This window comes from Burkholderia sp. AU16482 (assembly GCF_002223285.1).
In the GTDB taxonomy this organism is placed as follows: Bacteria; Pseudomonadota; Gammaproteobacteria; order Burkholderiales; family Burkholderiaceae; genus Burkholderia; species Burkholderia semiarida.
In genome coordinates, this window is record NZ_NKEY01000006.1 from 652,382 (window position 1) to 671,328 (window position 18,947).

At 66.6% G+C, this 18,947-nt stretch carries 14 protein-coding genes and 1 pseudogene; 10 read left to right on the forward strand and 5 right to left on the reverse strand.

The genetic code is table 11. The annotated features are described in order from the left end of the window. Positions 1-215: 215 nt before the first annotated feature. On the reverse strand, positions 216-1,391 hold the full coding sequence (locus tag CFB35_RS20295; protein ID WP_060311219.1) for an acyltransferase: 1,176 nt from the start codon (positions 1,389-1,391) through the stop codon (positions 216-218). A 217-nt stretch (positions 1,392-1,608) separates the two neighbouring features. Here CFB35_RS20295 and CFB35_RS35040 point away from each other — a divergent pair, with 217 nt between their 5' ends. Next, complete coding sequence (locus CFB35_RS35040; protein ID WP_006479318.1) at positions 1,609-1,752, forward strand: hypothetical protein; 144 nt, start codon at positions 1,609-1,611, stop codon at positions 1,750-1,752. Between the two features lie 231 nt (positions 1,753-1,983). Further along, positions 1,984-2,871 carry a UTP--glucose-1-phosphate uridylyltransferase GalU gene (gene galU, locus CFB35_RS20300; RefSeq protein ID WP_006482949.1) on the forward strand — a complete coding sequence of 296 codons (888 nt, stop codon included), beginning with the start codon at positions 1,984-1,986 and terminating at the stop codon, positions 2,869-2,871. A 370-nt stretch (positions 2,872-3,241) separates the two neighbouring features. Here galU and CFB35_RS20305 read toward each other — a convergent pair whose 3' ends face one another. Further along, positions 3,242-4,360 carry an acyltransferase gene (locus CFB35_RS20305; protein ID WP_089465490.1) on the reverse strand — a complete coding sequence of 373 codons (1,119 nt, stop codon included), beginning with the start codon at positions 4,358-4,360 and terminating at the stop codon, positions 3,242-3,244. Positions 4,361-4,626: 266 nt separating this feature from the next. Here CFB35_RS20305 and CFB35_RS20315 point away from each other — a divergent pair, with 266 nt between their 5' ends. Next, complete coding sequence (locus CFB35_RS20315; protein WP_059582715.1) at positions 4,627-5,076, forward strand: HU family DNA-binding protein; 450 nt, start codon at positions 4,627-4,629, stop codon at positions 5,074-5,076. A gap of 295 nt (positions 5,077-5,371) precedes the next feature. Continuing rightward, a pseudogene (locus CFB35_RS20320) lies at positions 5,372-6,161 on the forward strand (AadA family aminoglycoside 3''-O-nucleotidyltransferase). Between the two features lie 148 nt (positions 6,162-6,309). On the opposite strand, the gene CFB35_RS20325 reads toward CFB35_RS20320, so the two are convergent. The 3 genes from CFB35_RS20325 to CFB35_RS20335 form a co-directional block, all read right to left on the reverse strand. Beyond that, positions 6,310-6,783 carry a VOC family protein gene (locus CFB35_RS20325; protein WP_059582714.1) on the reverse strand — a complete coding sequence of 158 codons (474 nt, stop codon included), beginning with the start codon at positions 6,781-6,783 and terminating at the stop codon, positions 6,310-6,312. Positions 6,784-7,175: 392 nt separating this feature from the next. Then, positions 7,176-8,333, reverse strand: a complete 1,158-nt coding sequence (locus tag CFB35_RS20330) for a porin (protein ID WP_059582711.1) — start codon at positions 8,331-8,333, stop codon at positions 7,176-7,178. Between the two features lie 418 nt (positions 8,334-8,751). Further along, the gene (locus CFB35_RS20335; protein ID WP_059582710.1) at positions 8,752-9,696 is read right to left on the reverse strand and encodes a YihY/virulence factor BrkB family protein; all 945 of its coding nucleotides are present in this window, start codon (positions 9,694-9,696) and stop codon (positions 8,752-8,754) included. A 143-nt stretch (positions 9,697-9,839) separates the two neighbouring features. Here CFB35_RS20335 and fdnG point away from each other — a divergent pair, with 143 nt between their 5' ends. The 6 genes from fdnG (at position 9,840) to selB (ending at position 18,938) form a co-directional block, all read left to right on the forward strand. After that, positions 9,840-12,911: a formate dehydrogenase-N subunit alpha gene (fdnG, locus tag CFB35_RS20345; RefSeq protein WP_081068207.1), complete on the forward strand. Its 3,072-nt coding sequence runs from the start codon at positions 9,840-9,842 to the stop codon at positions 12,909-12,911. 10 nt (positions 12,912-12,921) lie between these two features. Continuing rightward, positions 12,922-13,836, forward strand: a complete 915-nt coding sequence (gene fdxH / locus CFB35_RS20350; RefSeq protein WP_059639188.1) for a formate dehydrogenase subunit beta — start codon at positions 12,922-12,924, stop codon at positions 13,834-13,836. Beyond that, complete coding sequence (locus CFB35_RS20355) at positions 13,833-14,459, forward strand: formate dehydrogenase subunit gamma (protein WP_006488816.1); 627 nt, start codon at positions 13,833-13,835, stop codon at positions 14,457-14,459. Before fdxH ends, CFB35_RS20355 begins: the two co-directional genes overlap by 4 nt. Positions 14,460-14,566: 107 nt before the next feature. Further along, on the forward strand, positions 14,567-15,502 hold the full coding sequence (gene fdhE / locus CFB35_RS20360; RefSeq protein ID WP_179231769.1) for a formate dehydrogenase accessory protein FdhE: 936 nt from the start codon (positions 14,567-14,569) through the stop codon (positions 15,500-15,502). Positions 15,503-15,576: 74 nt separating this feature from the next. Next, the gene (selA, locus tag CFB35_RS20365) at positions 15,577-17,016 is read left to right on the forward strand and encodes an L-seryl-tRNA(Sec) selenium transferase (RefSeq protein ID WP_059582698.1); all 1,440 of its coding nucleotides are present in this window, start codon (positions 15,577-15,579) and stop codon (positions 17,014-17,016) included. Next, a complete protein-coding gene (gene selB, locus CFB35_RS20370; protein ID WP_059583126.1) occupies positions 17,013-18,938 on the forward strand; it encodes a selenocysteine-specific translation elongation factor in 1,926 nt (641 codons plus the stop codon). The genes selA and selB overlap by 4 nt, the downstream gene beginning before the upstream one ends. The last annotated feature ends 9 nt before the right edge of the window (positions 18,939-18,947 follow it).

The window sequence follows — 18,947 nt, forward strand, 5'->3', positions numbered from 1 at the left end:
GGCCGTCGGCAACGTGACGCGAGCAGGACACCGTCGCAGTCGTACCGAGGAAACCGCGCACCGGCGGCTTGCGCGGGCCGTGGCGCGGTCGGCGCGCGGCAGGCTGCCGGTCCCTTGTCGAGCCGGCCTGCAACCGCGTGCCAGCCGTGAAAAAGCCCCCGAGCGGCGGGACGCCGCGCGAGGGCTCCGGAGCCGGACGGGCCGGCCGCCCGGCGTCAGGCCGCCTGTTCGGGCGTCGACGCGACGACGCGGGCGGTGCGGGTCGGCTTGAAGCTGGCCGACCACATCATCGCCGGCCGTTCGAACATCCGGTAGAACAGGTACGCCACCGGAATCGCGACGGCCATGAACGCGAACGACGGCCAGATCGACAGTTGCAGCTCGGAGTGGAACAGCACCGAGCCGAGGCAGACGAACAGCGGCAGGTGGACGAGATACAGCGAGTAGCTGAAGTCGCCGAACCAGCTCAGCACGCGCAGCGGCGGCGTGGCGCGCGGCGGGCGGGCGAGGGCGCGGTACAGGAAGCACGCGAAGCCGGCCGACCACAGCTGGAACGCGCCGTACTGGCCGAAATGGAACGCGCCGCAGCCGGCGGCGAGCAGCACCGCGGCCGCGACGTACCATGCGCGCGACGGCACGACGGCCGTGCCGCGCGACTGCTGCGCGCGCACGTCGGCGATCCACGCGCCGATCGTCCAGGACAGCCAGTAGGACGTGAAGAACTGCAGGTCGTGCCGTTCGAGCAGCCACGCCGACGCGACGTTGACGAGCGCGACCGCGGCCACGACAGCCGGCATGCCGATGCGCCGGCGCAGCGCGAACAGCAGCGGGTAGATCGCGTAGAACTGCACTTCGAGCGACAGCGTCCACAGCGCGCCGTTCGACCCGTACGTATAGCCGGCGACGCCCTGCAGCGAGAACAGGTTCACGAGGAACGCGACGACGCCGACGTCGCGGATCTTGTGGCTGACCGGCTCGATCTGCAGGCTGACCGCGTCGAGCGCGAGCGTGAACAGCAGCGCGGCGAGCAGCACCGGGTAGATGCGCGCGAAGCGGCGCACCCAGAAGTTCGGCGCGTCGAGCCGGTACGCGGGGTTCGCCGCTAGCTTGAGCGCCGCGTTGCGGTGGATGCAGTAGCCGCTGATCACGAAGAAGATCGGTACGCCGGCAGAGCCCCACGCGAACGGAAAGGTCAGGTAGCCGGCGATCGCGCCGGGGCTCAGCGCGTGGCCGTAAGCATGATGGAAGCTTTGCATGCCGACCCAGACGACCTGGCGGCAGTGGAAATAGGCGACGAGCAGCGCCGCGAAGCCGCGCATCGCGTCGATCACGTGTTCCTTGTGGTCGGCGACGGGCGGCGCGGCCAGAGACGATCCGCTGAAAGCTTGCATGCGATTCGATTCCTTGCGACGGATGGACGGGAAGTTTCATCCAATCGTAATGCGCAAGAATTCCGTCAATGAATAAAAAAATCTCGTCCGGAAATATCGGTATTCCGCATCATGGGTTTATCGAGAACTGAAAGCGGTTCCGAGAGCCGCCTGAATTATTTGCCGATTTTTTTCTGATAGTTTGAAGCTCCAGTTGATTGATGCAAGGAGCGGCAAGATGGACATGCATTGGATCGCGAGCGCTGCAGTACTACTGGTCATGGCCGTGCTGTCGGCGTACCGCGAGGCGCTGAAGAACGAACCGATCCGCCCAGGCCTCGAACGGGGCGGCGTGCCCTATATCGAGGAATTCGAATCGTAAGAATTTGTATCCGGAAAATCGGTAATTTGTTTCTGCTCCGGCAATCGGTTCGGCAATATCGACCGGCCTGAAACGATTATATTTTTTTCCGGAATAATTGGGCAATCAGTTCATATCGAAAATGAGCGGAGCGGAATTGGCAGTGCCGTCGATTCTCGATATGCCGTTCGGAACACAATCGCGCCGGGTCGCGGGTCGACGCGGCGCAGACAACGCTATCAGGATGCGAACATGTTGAAAGTCACCAAGGCCGTGTTCCCCGTTGCCGGTCTCGGCACGCGGTTCCTCCCGGCAACGAAGGCGAGCCCGAAGGAAATGTTGCCCGTCGTCGACAAGCCGCTGATCCAGTACGCGGTCGAGGAAGCGATCAACGCCGGTATCACCGAGATGATCTTCGTCACCGGGCGCAGCAAGCGCGCGATCGAGGATCATTTCGACAAGTCGTACGAGATCGAGGCCGAACTCGAGGCACGCGGCAAGGAAAAGCTGCTCGAGCTCGTGCGCGGCATCAAGCCGAGCCACGTCAACTGCTTCTACGTGCGGCAGCCGGAAGCGCTCGGCCTCGGCCATGCGGTGCTGTGCGCGGAGAAGCTCGTGCACGGCGAGCCGTTCGCGGTGATCCTCGCCGACGACCTGCTGCACGGCGAACAGCCGGTGCTCAAGCAGCTCGTCGACGTGTTCGACCACTATCACAGCTCGGTGATCGGGGTCGAGACGATCCCGCGCGAGGACAGCCGCTCGTACGGCGTCGTCGAAGGCCGGGAATGGGAAGAGGACATCATCAAGCTGTCGGGCATCATCGAGAAGCCGGCGCCGGAGGATGCGCCGTCGAACCTCGGCGTGGTCGGCCGCTACGTGTTCATGCCGACGATCTTCGATCATCTGCGCAAGCTCAAGCCCGGCGCGGGCGGCGAACTGCAGCTCACCGACGCCGTCCAGTCGCTGCTCGCGAACGAACAGGTGCTCGCGTATCGCTACTACGGTACGCGTTTCGACTGCGGCAGCAAGCTCGGGTATCTGAAGGCAACCGTCGAGCTCGCGCTCCAGCATCCGGAAGTGAGCCGCGAATTCGAGGCGTACCTGCGTACCTGCCTCCCCGCGCTGGCTGCCGTCGCTTAAGCGGCCGCGCGCTCCGTCGTTTCAGGTGGTGGTTGTTCCGTTGGCCCCGGCCGCTCGCGCGCCGGGGCTTTTTTGTATTTGCGGCGCACGAGCATGGTGCGCGACGTTTGCGTGCGGCGCCGGGAATGGGTGCGGGGTGGTGGCGCGCGACGCGCGACGTCTGTCGACGCGGCAGGACGTCGTGCGTGAAACCGGTGCCGCGGCATTCGCCGCGTGACCGGATCGGTGGATGGATTGCGCGGTATGCGCGACGCTCGCGCGTCGCGCGGATGTCGCGCGATGACGCATCGGCTGCCATCCCGCCGGACGTCGTCACCGGTATCGACGCGTTCCGATCCGGTTCCGGCCGCGCACCGCGTCGGCGCGCCGCTCAGCGCGGCGACGCGCTCGGCTGCGCGGCGAAGTGCCGGGCCAGCATCGCGGCGATCGGCTTTTTGAAGTCGAGCAGCCGCTTTTCGAGATAGCGCCACGACAGGTGCGCGAGCAGTACGGCGAGCGCGAATTGCAGCATTTCCGGCAGCGCGTCGCGGACGAGGTCCGGCATCGGCACGTGCGCGAAGGACGCGGGCAGCGCGCCGAAACGCGCCGGGATCAGGTTGTGGAACAGGTAGAAGCCGTAGCTGATCGTGCCGAGATAGGCGAGCGGCGCGCAGTCGAGCAGCGCGACGACGGGATGCTCGGGCTCGCTGACGATCCACAGCATCAGCGCGCCGAGCGACGCGGACAGGCCGAGATCGGCGAGCCCTGCAGCCGCATCGGGCAACGCCGTGCAGGCGGGCAGCGCGAGGAAGAAGGCGACGCCTGCCGCGCCGAGCCAGCCCGGCGGTACGCGGCGCGCGGCGGCCGCGCCGCGATCGGCGAGCGCCATCGCGCCGACGCCGCCGAGCGCGATCAACGCGAAATTCCACGGGGAAAACGCATAGATCAGCACCGGCGATGCGTCCGCCAGGTAGAGCGCGAGATGCGCGACCGCGCACAGCGCGACGGCCGCCACACTGAGCGCGACGTGGCGCGCGGCGGGCACCGCGAGCAGCGCGAGCGGCGCGATCAGATAGAACTGCTGTTCAACGGCGAGGCTCCAGAAGTGCGACGTGGAGCCCGGCCAGCCATCCTTGACGACGCCGATCCAGTAATTCGACAGGAACGCCGCATGCCATGCGAGCCCGAGATTGACGCCGCGCTGGTAGAACAGCGCGTGCGCGATCGCGAGCGCCGCGAGCAGCAGGTAGTACACGGGAAAGATCCGCAGCGCGCGTTTCGCGAGGAACAGCGCGAGCGCGTGGCGGCGCGTCATGGCGCCGCGCTCGACCGCCTGGCGGTTGCGATGCAGTTCGCCGACGATCAGGAATCCGCTGATGAGGAAAAACGTCCACACGCCAAGCTTGCCGACGTCGATGGCAAGGACGTGGCCCTTGTGGGACAGGAAAACGAGGATGACGGCGAGGGCTCGCAGGCCGTCGAGTCCTTTGACGTATCTGACTTCGCGCATGGAGGCATCCGGGCATTGAGCGGGCCCAGTATAGGTGCGCAAATATCGAACGTAATTCGCATTCGCCCCGTTTGAGCGCCTACGTGAAGGCGTTTTTTCACGCTCGAGCGTCGATGAAGTCGGTCGCGCGCAACAAAACCTGCGGGAAACCCCGCGAAAACGCATAAAAGTACTGCACGAAGCGACAAGGCGCTTGTAGAATCCGGCGTTGAAGCGCGCGCGTTGCACGCTTCGTGTATCCAACGACCACACCTGGTAGGAGAAACATGGCGACTTCCGCAAAAAAGGTGGCCAAGAAGGCTGCCGCACCGGCGACCAAGAAAGTGGCTGCCAAAAAGGCTGCGCCCGCGAAGAAAGTAGTGGCCAAGAAGGCTGTCGCAAAGGCAGCACCGGCTGCTCCGACGCCGCTGAAGGACAAGTTCACGAAGGCATCGCTCGCAACGCACATCGCTGAGCGCGCAGCTGTCGAAGTGAAGGCGGTCAAGGCAGTGCTCGCCGCACTCGAGAACGTCGTGCTGGGCTCGGTTCACAAGAAGGGCGCAGGCGAGTTCACGCTGCCGGGTCTGCTGAAGATCACGGCGCAAGTCGTGCCGGCGAAGAAGAAGCGCTTCGGCAAGGATCCGTTCACGGGTCAAGAGCGCTGGTTCCCGGCGAAGCCGGCCAGCGTGCGCGTGAAGGCACGTGCGCTGAAGAAGCTGAAGGACGCGGCAGCGTAATGCCGCAGCAACGCTGCCGAACGCATGTCGGCAGCCGTTGCGATGTCCCGCGGTCCCCGTACGCGAAAGCGTGCGGGGATTTTTATTGCGCCGCGCAAGCCGCGCGGCAGCGAAAACGCGCAGCGCCGGCGATGTGCGATTCGAGCCATGTGGCCAATGGCGTGCCGCGCCGCGCGTGCGCAACGCCGGACGGCCATCGTCATCCGCGTGCCGTCGTACCGCCGCAGCCCGTCGCTCTCGTTACCTCGTCGCTCCCGCCGCGCCTGTTGCGTGCGCATCGCGAGGCCCGCGCATCGTGACTGAATTCGTTCCGTCTGAAATCGCCGGGCAGGTCGCTGCCGCGCGCGCCGCGATCGAGCGGCATCTCGGTGCGACGATGGAAGCAATCCACCTGTTCGGCTCGGCGCTCGACGGCGGCTTGAAACCGCGCAGTGACATCGATCTGCTGGTGACGGTGGCCGTGCGGCCCGACGAAACGGCGAGGCGTGCGCTGATGTACGACCTGCTCGCTGCGTCGGCGCCTCCCGGCCACGCAGGCGGCATGCGCGCGCTGGAGGTCACCGTCGTCGCGCACGGCGACGTGGTGCCGTGGCGTCATCCGGCGCGCCGCGAACTGCAATTCGGCGAATGGCTGCGTCGCGACCTGGAAGCCAGCATCGTCGAAGCGCCGCTCGTCGATCACGATCTGGCGATCCTGCTGACGAAGGTGCGGCAGCACGGTGTCGCGCTGGTCGGGCCGCCCGCGGCCGTGCTGTTCGAGCCGGTGCCCGCGCGATTTCGGCGCCGCGCTGCTCGCCACCGTTGCGCAGTGGAATGCCGAGCCGGACTGGCGCGGCGACGAATGCAACGTGGTGCTCGCGCTCGCGCGCATCTGGTACAGCGCCGCGACCGGCAGGATCGCGCCGAAGGACGTCGCCGCGGCGTGGGTGCTGGCGCGCTTGCCGGACGCGCACCGGCCGGTCGTGGCGGCCGCGCGTGCCGCCTATCTCGATGGCGAAGCGGGCGCGGCGATCCTGTCGGGCGAACCGCTAGCCGAATTCATCGGCTTCGCGCGGCGGACGGTCGAGTCGATGCTGTCGGCGTAGCAGTCGGCGCCAACGATGCACGCTACCGGCTGGCCGGCCAGCGACGGATAGCGAACGCGTGCGAGCCGGCTGCATGCGCAAACGGTCGAGCCGGGTGCGTGCAGGCGAGCCGGTGCGGCGTCACGCCAGCGCGGCCCGACGCGTTTCGTCAGCCCGCGGTGCCCGCAAAGGCGGCCTTCAGCGCGGCGTCGTCGAACTTGGTCATCTGCATCATCGCGGCGGCCACGCGTCCCGCCTTGACCGCGTCGCGGTCGGCCATCATCGGGATGAGCGCCTCCGGAACGATCTGCCACGACACCCCATAACGATCCCTCAGCCAGCCGCAGCCGTCGGCCGTGCCGCCGTTGTCGAGCAGGGCGCTCCAGTAGCGGTCGAGTTCCGCCTGGTCCGCGCAACTGACGAGCAGCGAGATCGCGTGGTTGAACGTCTCCGTGCGCGGGTGGCTCATCGCGAAGAACGGTTGTCCGAACAGCTCGAATTCGACCATCCGCGTGCCGTCGGTGCCGGGCACCGCCGTGACGCGCACGACGCGCGAATCCGGAAAGATGCCGGCATAGAAGGCCGCTGCTTCTTCGGCTTGCGTCGAATACCAGAGGAATGGCGTGATCTTCTGAATCGTCATGACGAGTCTCCTGTCTGTATGGGGCCGCGGCAAACCGGATGCCGCCATCGATACGACGGACGACGCCTGCCGAAATCGACACGTGCGGCCAACAAGTCGCGCATCGGATGAAGCGGGCGGTGCCGGCTGTGCGGATGGTAGCCGTCGTACGGAGAAATGGCGACCTGCCCGACCATTCGGAAACGGTGTTCCGGGCCGCTGACAGCCGCAAGGTGCCGTTGCCGGCAAGCAAGCATGCATCGGGGCGCGGTTTGCCCGGCAGCCCGTGCAGCGAATGCCGGCTCGCTCGCCGGAGGCGGACGAAAAAAAGCCAGCCGCGGCCGAAACCGGGGCTGGCTTTCCAGGTCGGCGACAGGGCGTCGGAGACGCCGTGCACACCGGATACTTCGTTTTTAGAACTTGTGACGCAGGCCGAGTGCGACGATTTCCTGCGAGCTCTTGCCGGCGATGCCGTACGAGCCGATCGACGCTTGCGCTTCGCTGCCGTCGGCGTTGTGGCCGCTTGCGTGCTGATATGCGCCAACCAGGTAGATGTCCGTACGCTTCGACAGCGAGTAGTCCGCGCCGAGCGAAACCTGATGATACTTGGCGTCGGTCTGGCCGCTACCCTTCGTGTAGATGTAGCCGAGGCCGAGCAGCAGCGGTGCCGATGCCTGGTACGTGACGAATGCGCGACCCGTGTTGTACTTCTGGTTCGTGCCGAAGCCGGAGTTCGCGTCAGCCTTGTACTGTGCGTTGCTGTAGCCGAGGCCGAACGTCACCGGGCCGAATGCATACTGGCCGGCGGCTTGCGCGATGCCGATCGACGATGCCGACGTGTATGCGTTGTTGATGAAGCTGCCCGAACCGTCGAAGATCGCGTCCGACGTGCCGGCCCAGCCGGTGCGCACGCCAGCGGGGCTCAGCGGAGCCGAGTTGTTCGCGTGGAAGTAACCTGCAGCCAGGCCGAGCGGGCCGTTGTTGTAGGCTGCAGCCGCCGCCCACGTCTGACCCTTGCCGGTTGCGCCGGCGACACCGCCGAGTGCGTACATCGCCTCGACCTGGAGGCCTGCCCAGACCGGCGACGTGTACTTGATCGCGTTGCTGACGCGCAGGCTGTTGTCGTTGTTGTCGACGTCGCCCGGCGTGGCGAACACGCTGCCGAAGTAGTTGTCAGCCGTGACCGCCTGGACCAGGTCGACGAGCGGGTCGTACTGGCGACCCAGCGTCAGCGTACCGTACTGGTCGCTTTGCAGGCCGACGAAAGCCTGGCGGCCGAACATGCGCTGGCCTTGGCCCAATGCACCCGTTGCCGAGTTGAAGCCGTTTTCCAACTGGAAGATCGCCTTCAGGCCGCCACCGAGGTCTTCCGAACCCTTCAGGCCGAAGCGGGCGCCTTGCAGGTTGCCGCTACCCATCGACCACGAATTGTTACCTTGACCATCGTTACCGTGAACATAGGTGATCGACGTGTCGATCACGCCATACAGCGTCACGCTCGATTGCGCCTGAGCAGCACCAGCAGCGCCCAGCAGCGCGAGCGAGAGGGTCGAGAGAGCAAGTTTCTTCATCGTTGAGTTTCTCCACGCAAGTGATTCATCGTTATTTGTTGCGGATTGGAGAATAGCTCAGTGCCATACACGCAAGAAAGCTCAAAAAATAAAGTGTCTCGAAAAGGTAACAGCGCGGAAAAGTCCATATATATCAAGCACATCAGCAACTGTTCCTGTTTATGAAACAGTTGACAATTGCTGCGCCGCGATTGTTTCAATCGGTGGCGCGCATGCCGGTGAACCGCCTGTTTCGGCCCGTTGCAGCAACAAAACGAGGGCATGCAAACGTTTGCCATTGCAGGTGTCTGCATGTCGGCGAGCAACGCATGCGCCGACGCCGCGCGAATGCGCTGCGGGGCGACGGGGTTGCAAAGGGGCGGCGCGTGTGCCGGGCGCGCGCGCGATCGAAGCGCGGCCGCTTGCAAGGGCGGGTGAATCAGTCGTCGCGCGGGCGATGATCGGCGTGGCCAGGTTGAGCAACTTGAGCCGACCCGGCCGGCGCCGAATCCTCGGCCGGCCGATGCGCATCGCCGCGCGCCGCCGCGAATTCCGCGCCGAGCAGCAGCACGATCGCGGAGAAGTACAGCCACATCAGCAGGACCGCGAACGATCCGGCCGCGCCGAACGCACTGGCGGTGCCCGCATGCGCGAGATACAGCGCGAACAGCTTCCTGCCGCCGGAGAACAGGATCGCGGACACGATGCCGCCGATCGCGGCGTCGCGCCACGCGACGCGCGCGTCGGGCAGGAACTTCATCAGCGACGCGAACGCGGCCGCGAGCACCGCGATGCCGACGAAGAACTGGATGAAGTTGGTGACGACCACGTACGGCGAATTGCCGAGCAGCCAGGTGCCGATGAAGGTGATCGCCGTGTCGAGCACGAGCGACACGATCAGCAGGAACGCGACGCCGAGCACCAGCCCGAACGAGATCAGCCGCACGCGCACGAGGCCGAGCATGCTCGACCAGCGGCTTTCGGTGGCCGGCCAGATCACGCTGAGCGCCGCGCTGAGCGACGCGAACGTGGCCGACGCGCCGATCGCGAGCGCGGCGAACGAGATCAGCGTGGCGAGGCCGCCGCGCTCGCCCGCGCGGTGCGCGTTCTGCACGATCGTCTGGATGGAGGCCGCCGCGTCGTCGCCGATCAACTGGTGCGCCTGTTCGAACACCTGGCCGCGCGCGGCGTCGTCACCGTAGAACCAGCCGGCCACCGCGATCACCATCACGAGGGTCGGCGCGAGCGAGAACGCGGAGAAAAACGCGATGCCCGCGGCCATCGCGGAGCAGCGGTCGGACGAGAAGCGCTTGAACGCGGTGAGGGCCCAGTTGGCCTGCTGCTGGGCGAGACGAGTGGCTTCGGAAGTGATCTGTCGTTTCATGACGGTCGGGTTGCGCGCGGAACGCGGATCATCTCGGATTAATCGGACCAATCGGTATTGATCCGAGGATTCGATCATAGTTGCCTGAACTGTCTATAATTCCTTTCAGTTGCACCCCACCCCACAATAACGCCGAGACCATCATGCTACAAATGTCCCGGCGCCAGTTCCTGAAGGTGACGGCCACGTCGCTTGCCGGATCGAGTCTTGCCCTGATGGGCTTTTCTCCGTCCGAAGCGCTGGCCGAAGTCCGGCAGTACAAACTGGCGCGCACCGTCGAAACGCGCAACACCTGCCCTTACTGTTCAGTAGGTTGCGGCATCCTGATGTACGGCCTCGGCGACGGCGCGAAGAACGCGCAGCCGAGCATCATCCATATCGAAGGCGATCCCGACCACCCCGTCAATCGCGGCACGCTGTGCCCGAAGGGCGCGAGCCTGATCGACTTCATCCACAGCCCGAACCGCCTGACGCACCCCGAGTATCGCGCGCCCGGCTCGGACAAGTGGGAACCCATCTCGTGGAACGACGCGCTCGACCGCATCGCGAAGCTGATGAAGGCCGACCGCGACGCGAACTTCGTCGAGACGGCCGAAGACGGCGCGAAGGTCAACCGCTGGCTCACGACCGGCATGCTGGCCGCGTCGGCGGGCAGCAACGAGGTCGGCTACCTGACGCACAAGACCATCCGCAGTCTCGGGATGCTCGCATTCGACAATCAGGCGCGTGTCTGACATGGCCCGACGGTGGCAGGTCTTGCCCCGACGTTTGGCCGTGGAGCGATGACGAACCATTGGGTCGACATCAAGAACGCGGACGTGATTCTCGTGATGGGCGGCAATGCAGCCGAGGCCCATCCGTGCGGTTTCAAGTGGGTAACGGAGGCGAAGGCGCACCGCAAGGCGCGGCTGATCGTCGTCGACCCGCGCTTCACGCGTACGGCCTCGGTGGCCGATTACTACGCGCCGATCCGCACCGGCACCGACATCGTCTTCCTGGGCGGCGTCATCAACTATCTGCTGACGAACGACAAGATCCAGCATGAGTACGTGAAGAACTACACGGACTTCTCGTTCATCGTGCGCGAGGATTTCGCGTTCAACGACGGCATCTATTCCGGCTACGACGCGGAGAAACACGCGTACCCGGACAAATCGAGCTGGGACTACGAGCGCGGCGACGACGGCTTCGCGAAGGTCGATCCGACGCTGCAGCATCCGCGCTGTGTATACAACTTGCTGAAGCAGCACTACGCGCGCTATACGGCGGACATGGTCCAGCAGGTCTGCGGCACGCCCAAGGACAAGTTCCTGAAGGTGTGCGAGATGCTCGCGACCACGGCCGTGCCCGGCCGCGCCGGCACGGTGCTGTACGCGCTCGGCTGGACCCACCACTCGATCGGCGCGCAGATCATCCGCACCGGCGCGATGGTGCAGCTGCTGCTCGGCAACATCGGCATCGCCGGCGGCGGGATGAACGCGCTGCGCGGCCACTCGAACATCCAGGGGCTGACCGACCTCGGGCTGATGTCGAACCTGCTGCCCGGCTACATGACGCTGCCGATGCAGGCCGAGCAGGATTTCGACGCGTACATCAAGAAGCGCGTGCAGCAGCCGCTGCGGCCCAACCAGTTGAGCTACTGGAAGAACTACAAGGCGTTCCACGTCAGCTTCATGAAGTCGTGGTGGGGCGACGCGGCCACCGCCGAAAACAACTGGGCGTACGACTACCTGCCGAAGCTGGACAAGCAGTACGACCTGCTGCAGGCGATCGAGCTGATGAATGCCGGCAAGATGAACGGCTACATCTGCCAGGGCTTCAACCCGCTCGCGGCGGCGCCGTCGAAGGTGAAGACGGCGGCCGGTCTCGCGAAGCTGAAGTGGCTCGTGATCATGGATCCGCTCGCGACCGAGACGTCCGAGTTCTGGAAGCATCACGGCGACTACAACGACGTCGATGCGTCGAAGATCCAGACCGAGGTGTTCCGCCTGCCGACCACCTGCTTCGCGGAGGAAAACGGCTCGCTCGTCAGTTCGAGCCGCGTGCTGCAGTGGCACTGGAAGGGCGCGGAGCCGCCCGGCGAGGCGAGGAGCGACCTCGAGATCATGTCGGGGCTGTTCCTGCGCATGCGCAAGATGTACCAGAAGGACGGCGGCAAGTACCCGGACCCGATCGTGAACCTGACCTGGCCGTACGCGAACCCGGAAAGCCCGACGCCCGAAGAGCTGGCGATGGAGTTCAACGGGAAAGCGCTCGCCGATCTGCCCGATCCGAAGGATCCGGCGAAGACGCTCGTGAAGAAGGGCGAGCAGCTCGCCGCGTTCGCGCAACTGAAGGACGACGGCACGACCGCGAGCGGCTGCTGGATCTTCTGCGGTGCGTGGACGCAGGCCGGCAACCAGATGGCGCGGCGCGACAACGCCGACCCGACCGGCATCGGCCAGACGCTGAACTGGGCGTGGGCGTGGCCGGCGAACCGGCGGATCCTGTACAACCGCGCATCGTGCGACGTCGCCGGCAAGCCGTTCGACCCGACCCGCAAGCTGATCGGCTGGAACGGCAGCGCGTGGAAGGGCGCCGACGTTCCGGACTTCAAGGCGGACGAACCGCCCGAGAACGGGATGGGGCCGTTCATCATGAACCCGGAAGGCGTCGCGCGCTTCTTCGCCCGCGCGGGGATGAACGAAGGTCCGTTCCCCGAGCACTACGAGCCGTTCGAGACGCCGCTCGGCGCGAACCCGCTGCACCCGAACAACCCGCTGGCGCTGAACAACCCGGCCGCCCGCGTGTTCCCGGACGACCGTGCGTCGTTCGGCAAGGTGGCGGACTTCCCGCACGTGGCGACGACCTACCGGCTGACCGAGCATTTCCACTACTGGACCAAGCATGCGCGGCTGAATTCGATCATCCAGCCCGAGCAATTCGTCGAGATCGGCGAAGACCTCGCGAAGGAGGTCGGCGTCGCGCATGGCGAGCGCGTGAAGGTGTCGTCCAAGCGCGGCTACATCGTCGCGGTCGCCCTCGTCACGAAGCGGATCAAGCCGCTGACGGTCGACGGCAAGAAGGTCCAGACGGTCGGCGTCCCGTTGCACTGGGGCTTCAAGGGTCTGACGAAGCCCGGCTATCTCGCCAATACCCTGACTCCGTCCGTGGGCGACGGCAACTCCTATACACCGGAATTCAAGTCGTTCCTGGTGAAGGTCGAAAAGGCGTAAGGGGAAAGAGATGGCATTGCAATCGCTGGATATCAAGCGCGTCTCGGCCACCACGACGCCGCCGCCCACGGTGCGCGAACCGGTGACCGGCAGCGTCGCGAAGCTGATCGACGTATCGAAGTGCATCGGCTGCAAGGCATGTCAGACGGCATGCATGGAGTGGAACGACCTGCGCGACGAAGTCGGCACCAACGTCGGCGTGTACGACAACCCGGCCGACCTGAGCGAGCATTCGTGGACGGTCATGCGGTTCTCCGAATACGAGAACCCGGCGGGCGACCTCGAGTGGCTGATCCGCAAGGACGGCTGCATGCACTGCGAGGATCCGGGCTGCCTGAAGGCGTGTCCGTCGCCGGGTGCGATCGTGCAGTACAACAACGGGATCGTCGATTTCCACGAGGAGAACTGCATCGGTTGCGGCTACTGCGTGACCGGCTGCCCGTTCAACGTGCCGCGGATCTCGAAGAAGGATCATCGCGCATACAAGTGCACGCTCTGTTCCGACCGCGTCGCGGTCGGCCAGGAACCGGCTTGCGTGAAGACTTGCCCGACGGGCGCGATCGTGTTCGGCACCAAGGAGGACATGAAGCAGCACGCGGCCGAGCGGATCGAGGACCTGAAGGAGCGCGGCTTCGAGCATGCGGGGCTGTACGACCCGCAGGGCGTCGGCGGCACGCACGTGATGTACGTGCTGCATCACGCCGATAAACCGTCGCTGTACCACGGGCTGCCCGACAATCCGTCGATCAGCCCGATGGTGAAGCTGTGGAAGGGCATCGCGAAACCGCTCGCGGTCGCGGGCCTCGCGCTGACCGCGCTGGCCGGGTTCTTCCACTACACGCGGGTCGGTCCGAACGAGGTCACAGACGACGAAGAAGCCGCCGCCCGGGACGAGGCGCGACGCATCAAGGAGGACGCGAAATGAGCCACGACGACCCCAACCTGATCGTCCGCTACACGCCGAACGAGCGCACGAACCACTGGATCACCGCGATCACGTTCGTGCTGCTCGCGCTGTCCGGGCTCGCGCTGTTCCATCCGTCGATGTTCTGGCTGACCGCGCTGTTCGGCGGCGGCCAGTGGACGCGGATCCTGCATCCGTTCGTCGGCCTCGTGATGTTCGTGTCGTTCGCGATTCTCGTGGTGCGCTTCTGGCACCACAATGCGCTCGACGCGGACGACCGGCAGTGGCTGAAGCAGATCGGCGACGTGCTGACCAACCAGGAAGACAAGCTGCCGCCGGTCGGGCGCTATAACGCCGGGCAGAAGCTGCTATTCTTCACGCTGGTGGCGTGCCTGCTGCTGCTCCTGCTGTCGGGAATCGTGATCTGGCGGCGCTATTTCTCGTTCTACTTCCCGATCGGGGTGATCCGCGCGGCCGCTGTCGTGCATGCCGTGGCGGCCTTCGTGCTGATCGCGAGCATCATCGTGCACATTTACGCGGCGTTGTGGGTGAAGGGTTCGATCGGCGCGATGGTGCGCGGCACCGTCACGCTGGGCTGGGCCCGCAAGCATCACCCGAAGTGGTTCCGTGAAAGCGTGAAGTAGCGCAGCGGAGCGGGGCGGCACGCCGATTGCGGCGGGCCGCCCCGTCAGCCGTCGGAACCGCCCGAAGCGCCGACCTGTCGGCGCTTGTTTTTTTGGAAGATATTGTCGTGACACAACGCATTCTCGAACCGACCGAGATCTCGGCGCTCGATCATTCGGCCATTCCGCGCTTTCGCCTGCCGGAGCGCGCGACCGCATTCGCGGCGCGCGCCGCGCGGCTGCGCAAGCTTGCCGACCTGAACCCGATCAGCGGCTACCTGCGGCTGATGGCCACCGTCGCCGACGCGCAGCACGCGACGCTGCAGACGCTGGCGCTGCCGCTGCCGTCGAAGGAAGCGATCGCGCGCGCGCAGGAACATTCGATGCCGCTCGTGCCGGCGCTCGACGGCGAGCGCGATGCGCGCTGGCGCGCCGTGCTGTATGAACTGCTCGATCGCGTCGAAGGCGCCGGGCTTGTCAATCCGCCGCTCGCGAAGCTGCTCGACCGGCTGCGCCTGATGGCGCCTGCCGAGCTCGACGCGCAGGCCGATGCGATCCTCGCGCTGCGCTTCGCCGAGGTCGACCCGGCCACCGCGCCGTTCCTGATGGCCGCGCTGCAGGTCGCGTGGACGGACCTCGCGAGCCGCGTGACGCCGGCCGACGTGCCGTATCTCGACCAGCCGGGGCTGTGCCCGGTGTGCGGCACCCATCCGGTCGCGAGCGTCGTGCGGGTGGGCGGCCAGTATCAGGGCTACCGTTTCCTGCAGTGCGGGCTGTGCACGACCGAGTGGCACATGGTGCGCACCAAATGCTCGCACTGCGATTCGACGAAGGGCATCGCGTATCACGGGATCGAAGGCGGCAGCGAAGCCATCAAGGCCGAATCGTGCGACGAATGCAAGACCTATCGCAAGATCGGCTATCAGGAGAAGGACTACGAGTTCGAGCCGCTGGCGGACGATCTCGCGAGTCTCACGCTCGACCTGCTGATGAACGAAGCCGGCTACCAGCGCAGTTCGCCGAACCCGCTGCTGTGGCCCGACGTGTCGCGGGAAGCGGATTGACGGCACGGGGCCGGGGCGGTGCGCGAGCGTCGGCCCCGGCCGACTGCGAAGCATGAGACTGGAGCGACAACGACGTGACCGAACCGGGTGTGAATGAATTGAATGCCGTGCTGGCGCGTGTGCCGTCGGTCGAGCGCGTGCTGTCGTCGGCGCCGCTGCAACCGCTCGTCGCCGACCATGGACGCACGCGCGTGCTGAACGCCGTGCGCGCCGAACTGGAACGCTGGCGCACGGCCGCCCAGCACGATCCCGCGGCGGCCGAGCCGCTCGACGAGCTACGCATCGCCGCTGCCGTCTCGCGCACGTTGGCCGCGCAGAACGCAGGCGCCGTGCGCACCGTGTTCAACCTGACCGGCACCGTGCTGCACACGAACCTCGGGCGCGCGCTGCTGCCCGATGACGCGGTGCGTGCGGTGGTCGACGCGCTCACGCGGCCCGTCAACCTCGAATTCGATCTCGCCACCGGCCGCCGCGGCGATCGCGACGACCTGATCGACACTTTGCTGTGCGAACTGACGGGCGCGGAAGCCGCGACCGTCGTCAACAACAATGCGGCGGCCGTGCTGCTGACGCTGTCGGCGCTCGCGACGAAGCGGGAAGTGGTCGTGTCGCGCGGCGAACTGGTCGAGATCGGCGGGGCATTTCGCATTCCCGACATCATGAGCCGTGCCGGCGCGAAGCTGCGCGAGGTCGGCACGACCAACCGCACGCATTTGCGCGACTACGCGGACGCGATCGGCCCGCGCACCGCGCTGCTGATGAAGGTGCACTGCAGCAACTACGCGATCAGCGGCTTCACGAAGGAGGCGACGCTCGCCGAACTCGCACCGCTCGCGCGCGAGCGCGGCGTGCCGGTCGCCGTCGATCTCGGCAGCGGCACGCTGGCCGATCTGACGCAATGGGGGCTGCCGCACGAGACGACCGTGCAGGAAACCGTCGCCGCCGGTGCAAACGTTGTCACGTTCAGCGGCGACAAGCTGCTCGGCGGGCCGCAGGCCGGCCTGATCGTCGGCGATCGTGCGCTCATCGCGAAGATCAAGAAGCATCCGCTCAAGCGCGCGTTGCGCGTCGGCAAGCTGACGCTCGCGGCGCTCGAACCGGTGCTGCGCCTGTATCAGTCACCCGAATTCCTGCGTGACCGGCTCACGACGCTGCGCCTGCTGACGCGCCCGCAGCGCGACATCGCCGAAGCCGCCGAACGCGTGCGCCCGGTGCTGCAGGCCGCACTCGGCGGCGGTTTCGACGTGACGGTCGAACCGATGTTCAGCCAGATCGGCAGCGGCGCGCTGCCGGTCGACCAGTTGCCGAGCGCCGGGCTCGTGGTGCGCTCGTCGGACGGCAAGCGCAGCGGCCGCGCGCTCGCGCAGCTCGAGAAACGGCTGCGCGAATGGCCGCGCCCCGTGATCGGCCGCATCGCCGACAACGCGCTGCGGCTCGACCTGCGCTGCCTCGAAGCGGCCGACGAAGCGGCGTTCGTCGCGCAATGCGCGCCGCTCGCGGGGCCCGCCGCATGATCGTCGGGACCGCGGGACACATCGACCACGGCAAGACCACGCTCGTGCGTGCGCTGACGGGCGTCGACACCGATCGCCTGAAGGAAGAGAAGGCGCGCGGCATCTCGATCGAACTCGGTTACGCGTATACGCCGCTCGACAACGGCGACGTGCTCGGGCTGATCGACGTGCCGGGCCACGAGAAGCTGATTCATACGATGGCGGCGGGCGCGTGCGGGATCGACTTCGCGCTCATCGTGATTGCCGCCGACGACGGTGTGATGCCGCAGACGCGCGAGCATCTCGCGATCCTGCAACTGCTCGGCGTCACGCATGGCGCCGTCGCGCTGACGAAATGCGATCGCGTCGATGCCGCGCGCGTCGTCGAGGTGCGCGACGAGATCGCCGCGTGGCTGCACGATTCGACATTGGCCGGCGTGCCGATTTTCGAAACGCGTGCGACCGTTGCCGACGATCCGGGCGTCGCCGCGTTGAAGCAGCACCTGGCCGACGCGGCGATTGCGTGGCGCGCGCGTCGCGACGACGGGCTGTTCCGGCTCGCGGTCGATCGCGTATTTACGCTCGCCGGGCAGGGTACCGTCGTGACGGGTACCGCATTCGCGGGCCGCGTCGCGACGGGCGACACGCTCGCGATCTTGCGCACGGGCGGCGCGGCCCGCGTGCGCAGCATTCATGCGCAGAACCGGCCGGTCGAGGCCGGCCGCGCGGGTGAGCGTTGTGCGCTGAATCTGGCCGGCGTCGACAAGGCCGACGTCGAGCGAGGCGACACCGTCGCCGACGCGCGGCTCGTCGCGACGTCGCCGCGCCTGGACGTCGAGCTGACGTTGCTTGCGGACGCCGGGCTGACGCTGACCCACTGGGCGCCGCTGCACGTGCATCTCGGTACGCTGCATCGCGTGGCCCATGTCGCGCTGCTCGACGGCGACACGCTCGCGGCCGGCCAGCGGATGCGCGTGCAACTGGTATTCGACGAGCCGGTGTTCGCGCTGCCGGGCGACCGCTTCATCGTTCGCAATCCGCAGGCGACGCGCACCGTCGGCGGCGGCCGGGTGCTCGATCCGTTCGGGCCGGCACGCAAGCGCCGCACGCCCGCGCGCCGCGCGTGGCTCGATGCACTCGCGGCGTGGCTCGACGAAGGGCGCCTCGATGCGCTGCTCGCGCAGGCGCCGCTCGGCATCGCGCGTGCGACGCTCACGCATCTGACGGGGTTTGCGCCGAATGTGCTGGCGTTGCCTGGCGATGCGCTGGCGATCGGGCAACGCGATGCCGCGTCGAACGAAGGCGCGGTGATTTCCCATGCGCACTGGCGTGCGTTGCAGACGCGGGCGGTCGATACGCTGCGCGTGTATCACGAACGCATGCCCGACGAACAGGGGCTCGACGCCGCACGCCTGCGGCGGATGGCTGCGCCGCTCGTTGGCGATTTGCTGTGGCGCGCGCTCGTCGATGCGCTGGTGGCGGGCGGCGAAGTCGCGCGCAGCGGGCCGTGGCTGCATCTGCCGTCGCATTCGGTAAGCCTCGAGCCGCGCGAGGAAGCGCTCGCGCGGCAACTGCTGCCGTTGATTCACGCGGGGCGCTTCGATCCGCCGTGGGTGCGCGACCTGGCCCGCGATACTGGCGCGGCCGAGGACGCGGTGCGCACGCTGCTGCGCAAGCTCGCGCGGCGCGGCGACGTGCACCAGGTCGTGCGCGACCTGTTCTATCATGCGGACGTCGCGCGCGAACTGGCGGCGCTGGTCGCGCATCTCGCACCGTCGCGCGGCGGCGGGCTCGATGCCGCGACGTTTCGCGACGCGACGGGGCTCGGTCGCAAGCGCGCGATCCAGATTCTCGAGTTCTTCGACCGGGTTGGGTATACTCGCTTCCACCGCGATCTTCACTACCTGCGGCCTGACAGCGGTTGGGTGGGTATTCAGGCGTAGGCGCTCGTT

What these genes read in the sequence shown, in the direction of transcription:
- CFB35_RS20355 (WP_006488816.1), top strand. Translation starts at nt 13,833, where the DNA reads ATGAGCCACGACGACCCCAACCTGATCGTCCGCTACACGCCGAACGAG.
- CFB35_RS20305 (WP_089465490.1), bottom strand. Translation starts at nt 4,360, where the DNA reads ATGCGCGAAGTCAGATACGTCAAAGGACTCGACGGCCTGCGAGCCCTC.
- CFB35_RS20330 (WP_059582711.1), bottom strand. Translation starts at nt 8,333, where the DNA reads ATGAAGAAACTTGCTCTCTCGACCCTCTCGCTCGCGCTGCTGGGCGCT.
- CFB35_RS20325 (WP_059582714.1), bottom strand. Translation starts at nt 6,783, where the DNA reads ATGACGATTCAGAAGATCACGCCATTCCTCTGGTATTCGACGCAAGCC.
- CFB35_RS20335 (WP_059582710.1), bottom strand. Translation starts at nt 9,696, where the DNA reads ATGAAACGACAGATCACTTCCGAAGCCACTCGTCTCGCCCAGCAGCAG.
- galU (WP_006482949.1), top strand. Translation starts at nt 1,984, where the DNA reads ATGTTGAAAGTCACCAAGGCCGTGTTCCCCGTTGCCGGTCTCGGCACG.
- selB (WP_059583126.1), top strand. Translation starts at nt 17,013, where the DNA reads ATGATCGTCGGGACCGCGGGACACATCGACCACGGCAAGACCACGCTC.
- CFB35_RS35040 (WP_006479318.1), top strand. Translation starts at nt 1,609, where the DNA reads ATGGACATGCATTGGATCGCGAGCGCTGCAGTACTACTGGTCATGGCC.
- fdxH (WP_059639188.1), top strand. Translation starts at nt 12,922, where the DNA reads ATGGCATTGCAATCGCTGGATATCAAGCGCGTCTCGGCCACCACGACG.
- CFB35_RS20315 (WP_059582715.1), top strand. Translation starts at nt 4,627, where the DNA reads ATGGCGACTTCCGCAAAAAAGGTGGCCAAGAAGGCTGCCGCACCGGCG.
- CFB35_RS20295 (WP_060311219.1), bottom strand. Translation starts at nt 1,391, where the DNA reads ATGCAAGCTTTCAGCGGATCGTCTCTGGCCGCGCCGCCCGTCGCCGAC.